Genomic DNA, 14,154 nt, shown 5'->3' with positions numbered 1-14,154 from the left:
TGGTAAAAAGCCTTCTTTGTCTGCGCTGTGGTGAACCGTTTAATGTTCCTGTCCTTCATGACCCGTTTGCGTCGTCGCCGTCTGGCGTTCGCCTGCATGGCTGCGCTGATCATTGGCGTGCCGACGAGTTGTGCGGTGCTCGAACACACCGAGCGCAAACTGCTGTTTCGCATCGAACCGGGCACGGCCGGCTGGTATCACGGCCTGCCGGACAGCGTACAGGAGCTCGACCTGCAGCCCAGGAGTTTCAGGGCCGGGGAGAATATTCATGCCTGGTGGTGGCCGGCGGACAAAGCCAATGCACCGGCCATTCTCTATCTGCATGGCGTGCGCTGGAATCTCACCGGACAACTGTTCCGCATCGAGCAGTTGCGCGCGGCCGGCTACTCGGTACTGGCCATCGACTATCGTGGTTTCGGCCAGAGCAAGGGTGATCTGCCTTCGGAAAGCAGCGTGTACGAAGATGCCCGTGTGGCGTGGGAACGTTTCAAACTGCTGCAGCCCGACCCGAATAAACGCCTGATTTACGGTCACTCGCTAGGCGGTGCCGTGGCCATTGATCTGGCGGCAGAGCTCGGCCAGGACGCCGCGCGGGACCATACACCGCTACCGGTCAAGGGGCTGGTGATCGAGTCGACCTTCACCTCACTCGCCGACGTGGCCGCCGCCGTGGCCAATACCTCGCTGCCGGTGCGCTGGCTGCTGTCGCAGAAATTCGACTCCATCGACAAGATCGCCGAGATTCACATGCCGCTGTTGGTGGTGCACGGCATGGCCGACGCGTTCGTACCGCCACGCTTCAGCGAGCAACTGTTCAACGCCGCCCGACAACCGAAACGACTGCTGCTGGTGCCAGGCGCAACCCACAACAACAGCATGGCGCTGGGCGGACAGAATTATCGCAAGGCGATCGATGCGCTGATGCAGTCCAGACCCGCGCCGCGCGTGGCCGGGCCGGCAGTGGCCCGCAGCGCACAGGATTCCTAGCGATAGCCGCGAGCCTGCAGATCGAACAGCTTGGCGTAGCGTCCATTGGCGGCAATCAGGCTGTCGTGACCGCCCTGCTCCAATATCCGTCCGGCCTCCAGCACAATGATCTGATCGGCGTTGCGCACACTGGAAAAACGATGGGAAATCAGCAGGGTCATGCGACCTTCGGTGTGCTGGCTGAAATGCTCGAACACTGCCGCTTCCGCTGCCGGATCCAGGGCCGAGGTCGGTTCGTCGAGAATCAGGATGTCGGCATCGCGGCGCATGTAGGCCCGGGACAAGGCAATCTTCTGCCATTGCCCGCCCGATAACTCCTGACCGCCAGCAAACCAGCGGCCCAACTGTGTGGCGTAGCCGCGGTCGAGCCCTTCAATGAACGGCGCGGCCATGCCTTCGGTAGCCGCAGCCTTCCAGCGAGATTCTTCATTGAACGCCAGGGTATCGCCAACGCCGATATTTTCACCCACGGTGAACTGATAGCGGATGTAGTCCTGGAAAATCACGCCGATGCGCCGGCGCAAAGTGGTCTCTTCCCAATCCTGCAAGTCACTGCCATCAAGCAGGATGCGCCCTTGATCCGGCCGATACAGGCGGGTCAGCAGTTTGATCAGGGTGGTCTTGCCTGAACCGTTCTCTCCCACCAGCGCCACGCTCCTGCCCGGCACGAGGTGCAGATCAATGCCTTCCAGTGCCGCGCGATTAGCGCCCGGATATCGAAAACCAACGTTTTCAAAGCGCAGGCCATCACCCGGGTGCGCGCCGACGGTGAGATGACCGGAATCGGCCAGCACCGGTTCAGCCAGGTATTCGTAAAGGTTCGACAGGTACAAACCGTCTTCATACAAGCCACTGATTGCGCTCAGACTGCTACTGACCGCGCTTTGCCCCTGCTTGAATAACACCAGGTACATGGTCATTTGGCCGAGACTGATATTGCCGTGCACGGCATCGATCACCACCCACGCATAAGCCAGGTAGAACGCCCCGGTGCCGAGCAAGCCGAGACCAAAACCCCAGCCATCGCGACGCAAGGTCAGCCGCCGGTCCTCGGCATAGAGCTTGGCGAACGTGTCCCGATAACGCTGCAGCAGCAACGGCGCAAAGCCGAACAACTTGACCTCTTTGATATAGGCCTCGTGGGACAGCAAGGTTTCGATGTAATTTTGCTGCCGACTTTCCGGGGCCCGGCGGGTAAACAAGCGGAAAGCATCGCCGGAAAAATGTGCCTCGGCAAAGAACACCGGCAACGCGCCGATCACCAGCAACAGCAGTGCCCACGGCGAAAAGTGCACCAACAGCACACCAAAGCTGATCAGCATGATCAGGTTCTGGGTCAGTCCCAGCGACTTCATCACCAACGCCAGCGGTCGAGTCGAGGCTTCGCGGCGTACGCGCACCAGCTTGTCGTAGAACTCGGAGTTCTCGAACTGCACCAGCGACAGGGTCTGGGCCTTTTCCAGAATCAGCGTGTTGACCTTCTGCCCCAACTGCACCCGCAGTAGCGACTGCTGGACCGACAATGCCCTTTGCGTGCCGGACAATAACGCCAATACCCCCGCTTCCAACAGGACATAACGCAACACCGGCCACAGCGGTGCATCGCCCTGCTGCGCGTGCAACTGCATCGCGGTCACCACCGCATCGACAATACGCTGCCCCAGCCACGCGGCCAGCGCCGGCAGCACACCGGCAATCAGGGTCGCCAACACCAGCCCCAGAAACAACCCGCGTGATGTCGCCCAAACCAATAGCAAGGCGCGCCGGGTTTGATCGAACAGGGCGTTGAAGCGGGAAATCAAAGGCATGGCAGATCAAGCTCGACAGGTCTTACACGGTGTCATGGTACTCCGCAGGGTTTATCCGTGCTGAAGCGCAGCGTTTTCAGAAGAAAAACATCTGGAAAAACTCCGGCCGTTACGACGTCCAAAGCTCTGCTATGTTTTTAACCGCCTTTCGCGGAACCTGGCGAAAATCGCCTCTCTCCGCGCCTACTGCCAGGAGCGCAACCATGCGAATCAATCCCTATCTGATCTTCAACGGCAACTGCCGCGAAGCCTTCACTTTTTACGAACAAGCCTTGCAGGGCAAACTCGAAGCGATGATGACTTTCGGCGAAACACCCGCCGCCGCACAAGTACCGAAAGAGCACCACAACCTGGTCATCCACACCTGCCTGAAAGTCGGCGACCAGATGATCATGGCCTCCGACACCACGCCCGACCGCCCAACCGGCGGCATGAGCGGTTGCTCGATCTCCCTCAACGTCGACAGCATCGCCGAAGCCAAACGGGTGTTTGATGCGCTGGCCAAAGACGGTCGCGTCGATATGCCGCTGGAGGCGACGTTCTGGGCCGCCCGTTTCGGCATGCTGGTCGATCGCTTTGGGGTCTCCTGGATGGTCAATTGCGAGAGCGACAAGTGACGCTGACGTTTCGTCAGGCATGAAAAAGCCCAACCGTTTCAGGTTGGGCTTTTGAGTTTATCGCTGGGCCAGCTCATGCCGCACACATTGTTCGTAGTAGGTTTGCTTGACTGCCGCCGGCTTGAGCTTCGAGGTGCTGTTGTAGGTCTGCTCGGTAATGCCCATCGCCGTCATGCGCATCCACGGTTGCTGGAACTTGCGCACCTGCAACTGCTTGCGCGCGCCATACAACGAGATCCCCGAGAGCTTCGACTGTTGCGCCCCGGCAGCGATGTCCGAGCCCCAGGTACAGGCAAAACGATGACTCTTGCTCAACTCCTTCGCTTCAATGGCCGAAGCAAAGGCAGCCAGGGAAAGCGTTGCAACGGTTATGACAATCGTCCGCATATAGCCAACCTAACCTTTTGAAAAAAGGCGAGTTTGCCGGGGAAGCTCAGACCTGGGGGCCAGCAAATTGCCGCATGCGCGCAAAGCCAGCCGTTCGTCCAATGAGCAGCACCTTGGTGCGCCTGGTGCCTCCAATGCGATACACCCCTCACCCAAGGCCGGAAAAATGGACAACAAGATTGCAACCCTGATGCTTGCTAGCCTGATGCTGGCTGGCTCTGCCTTGACACTGGCAACCGAGAAAGCAGGATCGGCCGCACCGCCCACGGCCATCCCAGGCGTCAACCAATCCAGCAACACATCTGAATCAAACGAAGAAAAAGCCAACAAGAAAGGTGAAGAAGCCTCAGGTTCGAACTCGGGCGCAGAATCGAATGAAACCGAGAAAGACGCGGCAACTTCCAGCGACTCGGAAGATATTCAGCGCAAGCCCAAGCAGTAACCACTGGATTGACCGACAACGAACGCCGATCATGCTGGGCATCGCCAATCCCCTGCAGATGAATGAAAGTATGCCCAGCAAAGAAGCGCAAACCCAGGCACCCGCGACCGCCGCTGACATCGAACGCTCGATCCAGGCCCTGAACAAAATGGCGGAACGTTTATGGGGCGATGGCCGAGAGGCAGAGGCAAAGGCGCTTCTGGATGCACTGGATGCATTAAACCGGGCCCTGGACCGAATCAGGATTGGTGAGAGCCGGAGGGTTCTGCACTGAGGCGTGGCTTTTTGGCTGCGCACAGCATAGTCGTCCCGCAAAACTCACGCGCATGAAAAAGGCCAATGTCATCAACATTGGCCTAAGTCATTGAAATATATGGTCGGGACGGAGTGATTCGAACACTCGACCCCTAGCACCCCATGCTAGTGCGCTACCGGACTGCGCTACGCCCCGACTAGTTTGGAACCTGCCCTTCATCTCGAAGAGCGCTCAAGAATATAGCGCAAGCTTTTGAAAACTGGAAGTATTCAAACGCAGCTTTTTATTTCTTGAGCACCACCAGCACATCTTCAAGCTCAGCGATCATCTGGCGGATCATTTGCTTGTATTGGGTGGTGTCGTCTTTGGCTTCATCGCCGGACAAACGCAGGCGCGCGCCGCCGATGGTGAACCCCTGATCGTAAAGGAGCGCGCGGATCTGCCGGATCATCAGCACGTCCTGGCGCTGATAATACCGGCGGTTTCCGCGGCGTTTGACGGGATTGAGCTGAGGAAACTCCTGCTCCCAGTAGCGCAGCACGTGTGGTTTTACCGCACACAGCTCGCTGACTTCACCAATGGTGAAGTAGCGTTTGCCCGGGATGACGGGTAGTTCGTCGTTATGACTTGGTTCCAGCATAAGCCTCAACTCGGGCCTTCAACTTCTGCCCTGGACGAAAGGTGACCACACGGCGAGCCGTGATCGGGATTTCTTCCCCCGTTTTCGGGTTGCGGCCAGGCCGCTGGCGTTTGTCCCGAAGGTCGAAATTGCCGAAACCGGACAATTTGACCTGCTCGTTGTCTTCAAGAGCGTGCCTGATTTCCTCGAAAAACAGCTCGACCAATTCCTTGGCTTCCCGCTTGTTCAGGCCCAGCTCTTCATACAGACGTTCCGCCATCTCAGCTTTCGTCAAAGCCCCCATACGTCACTTCCTTAACGTGGCGTTCAACCTTTGTTCGAGCGAGGTGAGGATATTTTGCGTCGTCGAATTCACCTCATCGTCATTAAGAGTGCGCGATGGATGCTGCCAGGTCAAGCCAACTGCAAGGCTTTTTCTATCAGGATCAATGCCTTTACCCTGATACACGTCAAACAGCCTGAGATCCGTGAGCCATTCGCCTGCATTTTCACGAATTACGTCGAGTACAGCCGAGGCCGCGACGTCTTTGTGCGCGATCAGTGCAAGGTCACGACGCACTTCAGGAAAACGCGACAACTCGTGGAATTGCGGCATTTTTCCGGAAGCGACTTCAGCCAAAACCAGCTCGAAGACGAATACCGGACGATCCAGGCCCAAGGCTTTGGACAGTTCAGGGTGAATCGCACCGATGAAGCCGACTTCACGCCCATCACGTTCAATGCGCGCGGTTTGACCCGGGTGCAGCGCCGGATGTTTGCCCGGAGTGAAAGTGAAGGCGCCCAACGCACCGGCATAACCCAGCACCGCTTCGACGTCAGCTTTCACATCGAAGAAATCGATGCTGTCGCGACCCTGTGCCCAACCTTCCGGCAGGCGGCTGCCGCAAACAACACCCGAAAGCATCGGCTCTTGTTTCAGACCTTCCAGCTGACCGATGAAGCGCAGACCGCTTTCGAACAGACGCACACGATCCTGCTGACGGTTCAGGTTGTGCTGCAACGCCTTGACCAGGCCCGGCCACAGCGACGAGCGCATGGCAGCCATGTCATTGGAAATCGGATTGGCCAGCAGCAGCGGCTCAACGCCCGGGTTGAACAGTTCGAACTGCTTCGGATCGATGAAGCTGTAAGTGATCGCTTCCTGATAACCACGGGCAACCAACAGACGACGCAACTCAGGCAACTCGCTGCGCGCTTCAGCTTTGGCTTGTGGCGCCAGACGCGCTTGCGGGTAACGAACCGGCAGACGGTTGTAGCCGTACAGACGCGCCAGCTCTTCGATCAGATCGACTTCCAGGCTGATGTCGAAGCGATGGCTTGGCACTTCTACGCGCCACTGCCCTGCTCCATCAGCGGAGATCTTCAGGCCCAGGGCGCTGAGCAGACGCTCGACCTGCGCCGAATCCATTTCCATCCCCAGCATCTGGGTGATGCGCTGTGCACGCAGGGTGATCGGCGCGATCGACGGCAGGTGTTGCTCGCTGACGGTCTCGATGATCGGGCCGGCTTCACCACCGGCGATTTCCAGCAACAGGCCAGTGGCGCGCTCCATGGCTTCACGGGCCAGTTGCCAGTCCACACCACGCTCATAACGATGCGAAGCGTCGGTGTGCAGGCCGTAGGAGCGAGCCTTGCCAGCCACAGCGATCTGGTCGAAGAACGCACTTTCCAGGAAAACGTCGCGCGTAGTCGCGGACACACCGCTGTGTTCGCCCCCCATTACGCCGGCAATCGCCAGAGCGCGAGTATGGTCGGCAATCACCAGCGTATCGCTACGCAGGCTGACTTCCTGACCGTCGAGCAGCACCAGCTTCTCGCCGTCTTCCGCCATACGCACGCGGATGCCACCGTTGATTTCGGCGAGATCGAACGCGTGCAGCGGCTGACCCAGCTCGAGCATCACGTAATTGGTGATGTCGACGGCAGCGTCGATACTGCGCACTTCGGCGCGGCGCAGTCGTTCAACCATCCACAGCGGGGTCGGCCTGGACAGGTCAACGTTACGGATGACACGCCCCAGGTAACGCGGGCAAGCGGCAGGCGCCAGCACGTCTACCGGACGTACTTCGTCGTGCACAGCCGGAATCGCCATGACCACCGGACGGGTAACCGGAGCGGCGTACAGCGCACCCACTTCACGGGCCAGACCGGCCAGCGACAGGCAGTCGCCACGGTTCGGGGTCAGGTCGACCTCGATGCTGGCGTCTTCCAGATCCAGATACACACGGAAATCTTCGCCCACCGGCGCATCGGCCGGCAGCTCCATCAGACCGTCGTTGCCTTCACCAATCTGCAGCTCGGCTTGCGAGCACAGCATGCCATTGGACTCGACGCCGCGCAGTTTGGCCTTCTTGATCTTGAAGTCGCCCGGCAGTTCGGCACCGATCATGGCGAACGGAATCTTCAGGCCCGGACGCACGTTTGGCGCACCGCACACGACCTGGAAGGTTTCCGCACCATTGCTGACCTGGCACACACGCAGCTTGTCGGCATCAGGGTGTTGCTCGGTGCTCAGCACCTCGCCGACGACCACGCCGCTGAATACACCGGCGGCCGGGGTCACGCTATCGACCTCCAGACCCGCCATCGACAGACGAGCAACCAGCTCGTCGCGACTTACCTGCGGGCTAACCCAGCCACGCAGCCATTGTTCACTGAATTTCATCCTGCTCTCCTAAGAATTCGTTACGACTAGCGAAATTGCGCGAGGAACCGCAAGTCGTTGTCGAAGAACAGACGCAAGTCGTTCACGCCGTAACGGAGCATGGCCAGACGCTCGACGCCCATACCGAAAGCAAAACCGGAGAACTCTTCCGGATCGATGCCGGACATGCGCAGCACGTTCGGGTGGACCATGCCGCAGCCCATGACTTCCAGCCAGCCGGTCTGCTTGCAGACGCGGCAGCCTTTACCGCTGCACATCACGCATTCCATATCGACTTCAGCGGATGGCTCGGTGAACGGGAAGTAAGAAGGACGGAAACGTACGGCCAGCTCTTTCTCGAAGAACACCCGCAGGAATTCTTCGATGGTGCCTTTGAGATCGGCGAAATTGATATCGCGATCGACCAGCAGGCCTTCGACCTGGTGGAACATCGGCGAGTGGGTGATATCGGAGTCGCTGCGATACACACGGCCTGGGCAGACGATGCGGATCGGCGGTTGCTTGGACTCCATGGTGCGGACCTGTACTGGCGAGGTATGGGTGCGCAGCAACATGTTCGCGTTGAAATAGAAGGTGTCATGCATCGACCGGGCCGGGTGGTGGCCTGGGATGTTGAGCGCTTCGAAGTTGTGATAGTCGTCTTCGACCTCAGGGCCTTCGGCGATGCCGTAGCCGATGCGGGTGAAGAACTGCTCGACTCGTTCCAGAGTCCGGGTCACCGGATGCAGACCACCGGAGGTCTGGCCACGGCCCGGCAACGTCACGTCAATGGATTCGGCAGACAGTTTGGCAGCCAGTTCGGCTTCTTCAAACAGAGCCATGCGCGCATTGAGAACGCCTGTGACACGTTCCTTGGCAACGTTGATCAGGGCACCGACTTGCGGACGCTCTTCTGCCGGCAAATTCCCCAGGGTCTTCATCACCTGAGTCAATTCACCTTTTTTGCCAAGGTATTGAACCCGGATTTGCTCCAGGGCATTGATATCTTCAGCGCTTTGCACAGCCTCTAGTGCTTGAGAGACCAGCGCATCCAGGTTTTCCATGTACAGACTCCAGATACAAAATAGGGGAAGAGCTTGAAGGCTCTTCCCCTATTTATGACGTTTAACACCTGACCCCACAGAGGTGGGGCCGGGTGACTGTCGGGGGTACTTAAGCCAAGGTGGCTTTAGCTTTCTCGACAATCGCAGCAAACGCCGCTTTTTCGTTCACTGCCAGATCAGCCAGAACCTTACGGTCGATCTCGATGGACGCTTTTTTCAGGCCAGCAATGAAACGGCTGTAGGACAGACCGTTAACACGAGCACCAGCGTTGATACGAGCGATCCACAGAGCGCGGAACTGACGTTTTTTCTGACGACGGTCACGGTAGGCGTATTGGCCTGCCTTGATTACCGCTTGCTTGGCAACACGGAATACGCGGGAGCGTGCGCCGTAGTAGCCTTTAGCAAGTTTCAGAATTTTTTTGTGACGCTTACGGGCAATGACGCCACGCTTTACACGAGCCATGAGTTACTTCCTCTATTCTTGACTAAAATTAACGAAGGCGCAGCATGCGCTCGACTTTTGCCACGTCAGACGGATGCAGCAAGCTGCTACCGCGCAGTTGACGCTTACGCTTGGTCGACATTTTGGTCAGGATGTGGCTCTTGAAAGCGTGCTTGTGCTTGATACCGTTAGCAGTTTTCAGAAACCGCTTAGCAGCACCACTTTTGGTTTTCATTTTTGGCATGTTCGGATACTCCGCATTCAGTTGATAAACATAATCAGAAGGCCTGCCGTGCCCTGTTGATTACTTCTTCTTTTTCGGGGCGATGACCATGATCAGCTGGCGTCCTTCCATCTTAGGATGCTGTTCGACCGAACCGTACTCGAGCAGGTCAGCTTCAACCCGCTTGAGGAGTTCCATCCCCAGCTCCTGGTGGGCCATCTCACGGCCGCGGAATCGCAAGGATACCTTGGCCCTGTCCCCGTCACTCAGGAAACGTACCAGGTTGCGCAGTTTTACCTGGTAATCCCCTTCCTCCGTCCCTGGACGAAACTTGATTTCTTTTACCTGAATCTGCTTCTGGTTTTTCTTCGCTGCTGCAATCTGCTTCTTCTTTTCGAAGATCGATTTGCCGTAGTCCATCACCCGGCAAACCGGTGGGACTGCGTCAGCAGAGATTTCTACCAGATCAAGCTTTGCTTCTTCAGCAATACGAAGCGCTTCATCAATCGAGACGATGCCAATCTGCTCGCCATCAGCGCCAATTAACCGAACCTCGCGTGCCGAGATATTCTCGTTGATCGGGGCTTTCGGTGCAGCTCGTTTATCTTGTCTCATTTCACGCTTAATAATAATTACTCCGAATCTGGGCGACCACGCCGGGAAACCGCTTGCGCGAGAAACTCAGCGAACTGGGCGACGGGCATCGAGCCCAGGTCAGCACCTTCACGAGTACGCACAGCGACAGTCTGCATCTCGACTTCCTTATCTCCGATAACCAAAAGATAGGGAACCTTGAGCAAAGTATGCTCGCGGATTTTAAAGCCGATCTTTTCATTTCTCAAGTCGGACTTGGCACGAAATCCGCTTTCGTTGAGAGTTTTTTCAACCTGAGCGACGAAATCTGCCTGTTTATCAGTGATATTCATGATCACTGCCTGGGTTGGCGCCAGCCACGCAGGGAATGCACCTTCGTAATGCTCGATCAAAATCCCGACGAAACGCTCGAACGAACCGAGGATCGCCCGGTGCAGCATCACTGGGTGTTTGCGGCTGTTGTCTTCGGAGACGTATTCGGCGCCGAGACGGACAGGCAGGTTGAAATCGAGCTGCAAGGTACCACACTGCCAGACGCGACCGAGGCAATCTTTCAGCGAGAACTCGATTTTCGGACCGTAGAACGCACCTTCACCCGGCTGCAGATCATACGGCAGACCCGCGGAATCAAGGGCTGCAGCCAGTGCTGCTTCGGCGCGATCCCACAGCTCGTCGGAACCTACGCGTTTTTCCGGACGAGTGGACAGTTTCATCTCGACATCGGTGAAGCCGAAGTCGCGGTAAACGTCCATGGTCAACTTGATGAACGCTGCGGATTCGGCCTGCATCTGCTCTTCAGTGCAGAAAATGTGGGCGTCGTCCTGAGTAAACGCACGCACCCGCATGATGCCGTGCAACGCACCCGACGGCTCGTTACGGTGGCAGGCACCGAACTCGGCCAGACGCATCGGCAGCTCGCGGTAGCTCTTCAGGCCCTGGTTGAACACCTGCACGTGGCACGGACAGTTCATCGGCTTGATGGCGTAGTCGCGGCTTTCCGACTCGGTGGTGAACATGTTGTCGGCGTAGTTGGCCCAGTGCCCGGATTTCTCCCACAGGCTGCGGTCAACGACTTGCGGCGTCTTGATCTCGAGATAGCCGTTGTCACGCTGCACTTTGCGCATGTACTGCTCGAGCACTTGATACAGGGTCCAGCCGTTCGGGTGCCAGAACACCATGCCCGGTGCTTCTTCCTGGGTGTGGAACAGGCCCAGGCGTTTGCCGATCTTGCGGTGATCGCGTTTTTCCGCTTCTTCGATGCGCTGGATGTAAGCCGCCAGCTGCTTCTTGTCTGCCCAGGCAGTACCGTAAACGCGCTGCAGCTGCTCATTCTTGGCATCACCGCGCCAGTAGGCACCGGACAACTTGGTCAGCTTGAAAGATTTAAGGAAGCGAGTGTTCGGCACGTGCGGGCCGCGGCACATGTCGACGTATTCTTCGTGGTAGTACAGGCCCATGGCCTGCTCGTTCGGCATGTCTTCGACCAGACGCAGCTTGTAGTCTTCGCCGCGGGCCTTGAACACTTCGATCACTTCGGCGCGCGGAGTGACTTTCTTGATGACGTCGTAATCCTTGTCGATCAGCTGATGCATGCGCTGTTCGATGGCGGCCATGTCGTCCGGAGTGAAAGGACGCTCGAAGGCGATGTCGTAATAGAAGCCTTCATCGATAACCGGGCCGATGACCATTTTCGCAGTCGGGTACAGCTGCTTGACCGCATGGCCAACCAGGTGCGCGCAGGAGTGGCGAATGATCTCCAGCCCCTCTTCATCCTTTGGCGTGATGATTTGCAGCGTCGCGTCGCTGTCAATGATGTCGCAGGCGTCGACCAGCTTGCCGTTGACCTTGCCGGCCACGGTGGCCTTGGCCAGACCGGCACCAATGGATGCGGCGACCTCGGCTACGGAAACCGGGTGATCGAATGAACGTTGACTGCCGTCGGGAAGAGTAATAGTTGGCATGGCGCCTCCTCTCCTAGTGGTGACCCCTACCAAAGGTCACGTGGGTTGGGATGAGCCAGTACAAGATCCGATCCAGGCCATTCAATGACGAACGCCTGCCTTACAGCGGCAGGAGCCTTGCGGCCAACCGGAAAACCGAACCAGAGTGACTGGGATTCAAATCAGGGTTTCGCACGCTGACCGCTTCGGGGCTGAAGGCCATCCGGAGCCTGAGAACGCTTGAGCCCGGCATGCTAGCACAGATGAGCGGTCATCGAGTCGAAGGATTTTCAGTGCTGAATATTTGTGCATTTTTGCGGCGCAAAGTGAACTTGGGATATACGCTTTGCCTCAAATAAGCTGAGAATCGTCGCCGATATCAACCCAAGGAGTTTCCGACATGCGCCTTATCCGACTTTTTGCTTACGCGGCCCCGCTGGCCCTGCTACTGCCGCTGAGCGCCAACGCGGCCTGGCCTGCCGGTGTCAAAGCCCAGTACATGAACGACTGCACCGCCGCAGCCAGCAAGAGCGTCAATCCAGCCGAAGCCAATAAACACTGCGCCTGCGGTGCCGATGTGCTGGAAAAGAAATTCACCACACAAGAGATCGCGCAACTGATGGACAAGAACACTCCACCAAGTGGTGAACTGGGTCAGCGCGCACTGAAAGAAATCTCGGTTTGCCGAGTGCAGAAATAAGCGCTGATGAGTGTTTTTTCGGGCGTCCGGCAGACCAAAAACCGCCAAAAAGACCCCGAAATCGATAATTTACGCAGGTTTTATAGCTTTTTTTACACCCTCTTCATTCGGCCAAAAGCCACTGAAACCGGGGCTTGCAGACATTTCAGAGGTTGAAATCGATGCAATATGAAAGCAAACAGCACGTCCGGGGGGCTACCAAAGCGAACATTTCGACTATGATACCCGGGTGTGCCCAGTTGGCCTGAGCAGCACAGTACTACTGAAAATATATGTTTCTTGGAGATACACCATGTCTAATCGCCAAACCGGCACCGTTAAATGGTTCAACGATGAAAAAGGCTTCGGCTTCATCACTCCTCAAGGTGGCGGTGACGACCTGTTCGTACACTTCAAAGCTATCGAATCCGACGGTTTCAAAAGCCTGAAAGAAGGCCAGACCGTCTCTTTCGTGGCTGAGAAAGGCCAAAAGGGTATGCAAGCTGCACAAGTTCGCCCAGAGTAATTTCCCGGCGCACTAAAAAAACCCCGTCCATGTGACGGGGTTTTTTATGCCTGCAACAAAAGCGCTCTGCGATCAACCGCAGTTGACGCGAGTGACCACCAGGTTGTTGTCGGTGTTCAGATTCAAGCGATCGGAGCGGTATTCCAGCGTGATCATGTCGGTTGGCTTGAGGAAACGGGCGTTTTGCGCGCCAGACTTGGCACGCGCCTGATCGAGCAGTTCCGGCGAAGCCTTTTTACCGATGGCAAATTCCGCTGCCTTTGCTTCACAGCGGCTGTGACCGGCATCGGTCGCCACAGGATCCTTTGCCGACTCGCTGGAGGACGTGCTGCAACCGGCCAACATGGCAACGGCCATAAGTGCACCCAGAGACGCGAACTTCAAAGGCATGAAGCCTCCTTCTTTCAAATGGTTAAGCTGAGATCGTGCGACCGCCAATCTGGCGTTTGGTTTCACAACCAATGCTGCCACCCTGCCCCACGATCCGGAAAAACGCTGAGTCTGCCTGAAGAGCGTGCAGCGCATCCTCACACAATCGTCACCGAATATTAACGAAGCTCAATAGACGTCGATGTAATCGAGCGGCGGATTCGGCCAGTTGTCTTTCAGCGCATTGAAAATCTGCATCACCCAGACTTCATCGCTGGCCGCGACGTTGCCGACATACCCCGAACCCTTGGCCCAGGTCTCCAGGCGAAAGAGCAGGCCATCAATATCCTGCCCGCCGGTCACACCGGAAGAAATATAGGCAATCCCACCCTTGGTCACACGCAGCTGCGTATGCACATCATCGCTGGCCGACGCGAGCAACTGGCGCACAGCGTCGAGTGTGAGGCCGTCGGGGGAGTTCAAATCGATCTGCACAGCACATTCCTTGGTTCAGCCGGAAAAGACCAAGTGTC

At 57.3% G+C, this 14,154-nt stretch carries 18 protein-coding genes and 1 tRNA gene; 6 read left to right on the top strand and 13 right to left on the bottom strand.

What is annotated here, in order from left to right:
- Positions 1-42: 42 nt before the first annotated feature.
- Positions 43-987 (top strand): alpha/beta hydrolase, encoded by a 945-nt coding sequence (locus OC71_RS06925; RefSeq protein WP_041066187.1) that lies wholly within the window; start codon positions 43-45, stop codon positions 985-987.
- On the opposite strand, the gene OC71_RS06920 is transcribed toward OC71_RS06925, so the two are convergent.
- Positions 984-2,795, bottom strand: coding sequence for an ABC transporter ATP-binding protein (locus OC71_RS06920; RefSeq protein WP_041066184.1), 1,812 nt, complete (start codon positions 2,793-2,795; stop codon positions 984-986). The genes OC71_RS06925 and OC71_RS06920 overlap by 4 nt on opposite strands.
- Before the next feature lie 203 nt (positions 2,796-2,998).
- Here OC71_RS06920 and OC71_RS06915 point away from each other — a divergent pair, with 203 nt between their 5' ends.
- Positions 2,999-3,412: a VOC family protein gene (locus OC71_RS06915; protein WP_041066181.1), complete on the top strand. Its 414-nt coding sequence runs from the start codon at positions 2,999-3,001 to the stop codon at positions 3,410-3,412.
- A gap of 57 nt (positions 3,413-3,469) precedes the next feature.
- Here the strand turns inward: OC71_RS06915 and OC71_RS06910 are convergent, their stop codons facing one another.
- A complete protein-coding gene (locus OC71_RS06910) occupies positions 3,470-3,799 on the bottom strand; it encodes a hypothetical protein (RefSeq protein ID WP_041066178.1) in 330 nt (109 codons plus the stop codon).
- A gap of 166 nt (positions 3,800-3,965) precedes the next feature.
- On the opposite strand from OC71_RS06910, the gene OC71_RS06905 reads away from it, so the two are divergent.
- A complete protein-coding gene (locus OC71_RS06905) occupies positions 3,966-4,241 on the top strand; it encodes a hypothetical protein (RefSeq protein WP_041066175.1) in 276 nt (91 codons plus the stop codon).
- A 70-nt stretch (positions 4,242-4,311) separates the two neighbouring features.
- On the top strand, positions 4,312-4,515 hold the full coding sequence (locus OC71_RS06900) for a hypothetical protein (protein ID WP_041066334.1): 204 nt from the start codon (positions 4,312-4,314) through the stop codon (positions 4,513-4,515).
- A 100-nt stretch (positions 4,516-4,615) separates the two neighbouring features.
- Here OC71_RS06900 and OC71_RS06895 read toward each other — a convergent pair.
- The 9 genes from OC71_RS06895 to thrS form a co-directional block, all read right to left on the bottom strand.
- Positions 4,616-4,692 (bottom strand) — tRNA-Pro (locus tag OC71_RS06895).
- Positions 4,693-4,780: 88 nt separating this feature from the next.
- Complete coding sequence (locus OC71_RS06890; RefSeq protein ID WP_003179985.1) at positions 4,781-5,137, bottom strand: MerR family transcriptional regulator; 357 nt, start codon at positions 5,135-5,137, stop codon at positions 4,781-4,783.
- Positions 5,118-5,420, bottom strand: coding sequence for an integration host factor subunit alpha (ihfA, locus tag OC71_RS06885; RefSeq protein ID WP_002553164.1), 303 nt, complete (start codon positions 5,418-5,420; stop codon positions 5,118-5,120). Before ihfA ends, OC71_RS06890 begins: the two co-directional genes overlap by 20 nt.
- A 3-nt stretch (positions 5,421-5,423) precedes the next feature.
- A complete protein-coding gene (pheT, locus tag OC71_RS06880; RefSeq protein WP_041066169.1) occupies positions 5,424-7,802 on the bottom strand; it encodes a phenylalanine--tRNA ligase subunit beta in 2,379 nt (792 codons plus the stop codon).
- Between the two features lie 26 nt (positions 7,803-7,828).
- On the bottom strand, positions 7,829-8,845 hold the full coding sequence (pheS, locus tag OC71_RS06875) for a phenylalanine--tRNA ligase subunit alpha (protein ID WP_003226365.1): 1,017 nt from the start codon (positions 8,843-8,845) through the stop codon (positions 7,829-7,831).
- Positions 8,846-8,954: 109 nt separating this feature from the next.
- Entirely contained in the window at positions 8,955-9,311 is a 357-nt protein-coding gene (rplT, locus tag OC71_RS06870) for a 50S ribosomal protein L20 (RefSeq protein WP_002553161.1), read from the bottom strand.
- Between the two features lie 28 nt (positions 9,312-9,339).
- Entirely contained in the window at positions 9,340-9,534 is a 195-nt protein-coding gene (rpmI, locus tag OC71_RS06865) for a 50S ribosomal protein L35 (protein ID WP_002553160.1), read from the bottom strand.
- Positions 9,535-9,594: 60 nt separating this feature from the next.
- A complete protein-coding gene (gene infC / locus OC71_RS06860) occupies positions 9,595-10,146 on the bottom strand; it encodes a translation initiation factor IF-3 (RefSeq protein WP_170929410.1) in 552 nt (183 codons plus the stop codon).
- Positions 10,146-12,068 carry a threonine--tRNA ligase gene (thrS, locus tag OC71_RS06855; protein WP_007961251.1) on the bottom strand — a complete coding sequence of 641 codons (1,923 nt, stop codon included), beginning with the start codon at positions 12,066-12,068 and terminating at the stop codon, positions 10,146-10,148. The genes infC and thrS overlap by 1 nt, the downstream gene beginning before the upstream one ends.
- Before the next feature lie 379 nt (positions 12,069-12,447).
- On the opposite strand from thrS, the gene OC71_RS06850 reads away from it, so the two are divergent.
- Both OC71_RS06850 and OC71_RS06845 read left to right on the top strand, forming a co-directional pair.
- Positions 12,448-12,747 carry a hypothetical protein gene (locus OC71_RS06850; RefSeq protein ID WP_041066136.1) on the top strand — a complete coding sequence of 100 codons (300 nt, stop codon included), beginning with the start codon at positions 12,448-12,450 and terminating at the stop codon, positions 12,745-12,747.
- 292 nt (positions 12,748-13,039) lie between these two features.
- Positions 13,040-13,252 (top strand): cold-shock protein, encoded by a 213-nt coding sequence (locus tag OC71_RS06845; RefSeq protein WP_003179963.1) that lies wholly within the window; start codon positions 13,040-13,042, stop codon positions 13,250-13,252.
- Positions 13,253-13,324: 72 nt separating this feature from the next.
- On the opposite strand, the gene OC71_RS06840 is transcribed toward OC71_RS06845, so the two are convergent.
- Together OC71_RS06840 and OC71_RS06835 are read right to left on the bottom strand one after the other, a co-directional pair.
- Positions 13,325-13,642, bottom strand: coding sequence for an I78 family peptidase inhibitor (locus tag OC71_RS06840; RefSeq protein WP_041066133.1), 318 nt, complete (start codon positions 13,640-13,642; stop codon positions 13,325-13,327).
- Between the two features lie 168 nt (positions 13,643-13,810).
- Entirely contained in the window at positions 13,811-14,116 is a 306-nt protein-coding gene (locus OC71_RS06835) for a hypothetical protein (protein ID WP_041066130.1), read from the bottom strand.
- Positions 14,117-14,154: the final 38 nt, after the last annotated feature.

Source organism: Pseudomonas sp. W15Feb9B (assembly GCF_000828175.1).
Lineage (GTDB): Bacteria > Pseudomonadota > Gammaproteobacteria > Pseudomonadales > Pseudomonadaceae > Aquipseudomonas > Aquipseudomonas parakoreensis.
Note: the sequence above shows the minus strand (reverse complement) of the source record. Positions and strands in the feature narration are given on the sequence as shown.

What these genes read in the sequence shown, in the direction of transcription:
- OC71_RS06925 (WP_041066187.1), top strand. Translation starts at nt 43, where the DNA reads ATGTTCCTGTCCTTCATGACCCGTTTGCGTCGTCGCCGTCTGGCGTTC.
- OC71_RS06845 (WP_003179963.1), top strand. Translation starts at nt 13,040, where the DNA reads ATGTCTAATCGCCAAACCGGCACCGTTAAATGGTTCAACGATGAAAAA.
- pheS (WP_003226365.1), bottom strand. Translation starts at nt 8,845, where the DNA reads ATGGAAAACCTGGATGCGCTGGTCTCTCAAGCACTAGAGGCTGTGCAA.
- OC71_RS06920 (WP_041066184.1), bottom strand. Translation starts at nt 2,795, where the DNA reads ATGCCTTTGATTTCCCGCTTCAACGCCCTGTTCGATCAAACCCGGCGC.
- rplT (WP_002553161.1), bottom strand. Translation starts at nt 9,311, where the DNA reads ATGGCTCGTGTAAAGCGTGGCGTCATTGCCCGTAAGCGTCACAAAAAA.
- thrS (WP_007961251.1), bottom strand. Translation starts at nt 12,068, where the DNA reads ATGCCAACTATTACTCTTCCCGACGGCAGTCAACGTTCATTCGATCAC.
- OC71_RS06915 (WP_041066181.1), top strand. Translation starts at nt 2,999, where the DNA reads ATGCGAATCAATCCCTATCTGATCTTCAACGGCAACTGCCGCGAAGCC.
- ihfA (WP_002553164.1), bottom strand. Translation starts at nt 5,420, where the DNA reads ATGGGGGCTTTGACGAAAGCTGAGATGGCGGAACGTCTGTATGAAGAG.
- OC71_RS06900 (WP_041066334.1), top strand. Translation starts at nt 4,312, where the DNA reads ATGCCCAGCAAAGAAGCGCAAACCCAGGCACCCGCGACCGCCGCTGAC.
- OC71_RS06890 (WP_003179985.1), bottom strand. Translation starts at nt 5,137, where the DNA reads ATGCTGGAACCAAGTCATAACGACGAACTACCCGTCATCCCGGGCAAA.
- OC71_RS06840 (WP_041066133.1), bottom strand. Translation starts at nt 13,642, where the DNA reads ATGCCTTTGAAGTTCGCGTCTCTGGGTGCACTTATGGCCGTTGCCATG.
- OC71_RS06910 (WP_041066178.1), bottom strand. Translation starts at nt 3,799, where the DNA reads ATGCGGACGATTGTCATAACCGTTGCAACGCTTTCCCTGGCTGCCTTT.
- rpmI (WP_002553160.1), bottom strand. Translation starts at nt 9,534, where the DNA reads ATGCCAAAAATGAAAACCAAAAGTGGTGCTGCTAAGCGGTTTCTGAAA.
- OC71_RS06850 (WP_041066136.1), top strand. Translation starts at nt 12,448, where the DNA reads ATGCGCCTTATCCGACTTTTTGCTTACGCGGCCCCGCTGGCCCTGCTA.
- OC71_RS06905 (WP_041066175.1), top strand. Translation starts at nt 3,966, where the DNA reads ATGGACAACAAGATTGCAACCCTGATGCTTGCTAGCCTGATGCTGGCT.
- pheT (WP_041066169.1), bottom strand. Translation starts at nt 7,802, where the DNA reads ATGAAATTCAGTGAACAATGGCTGCGTGGCTGGGTTAGCCCGCAGGTA.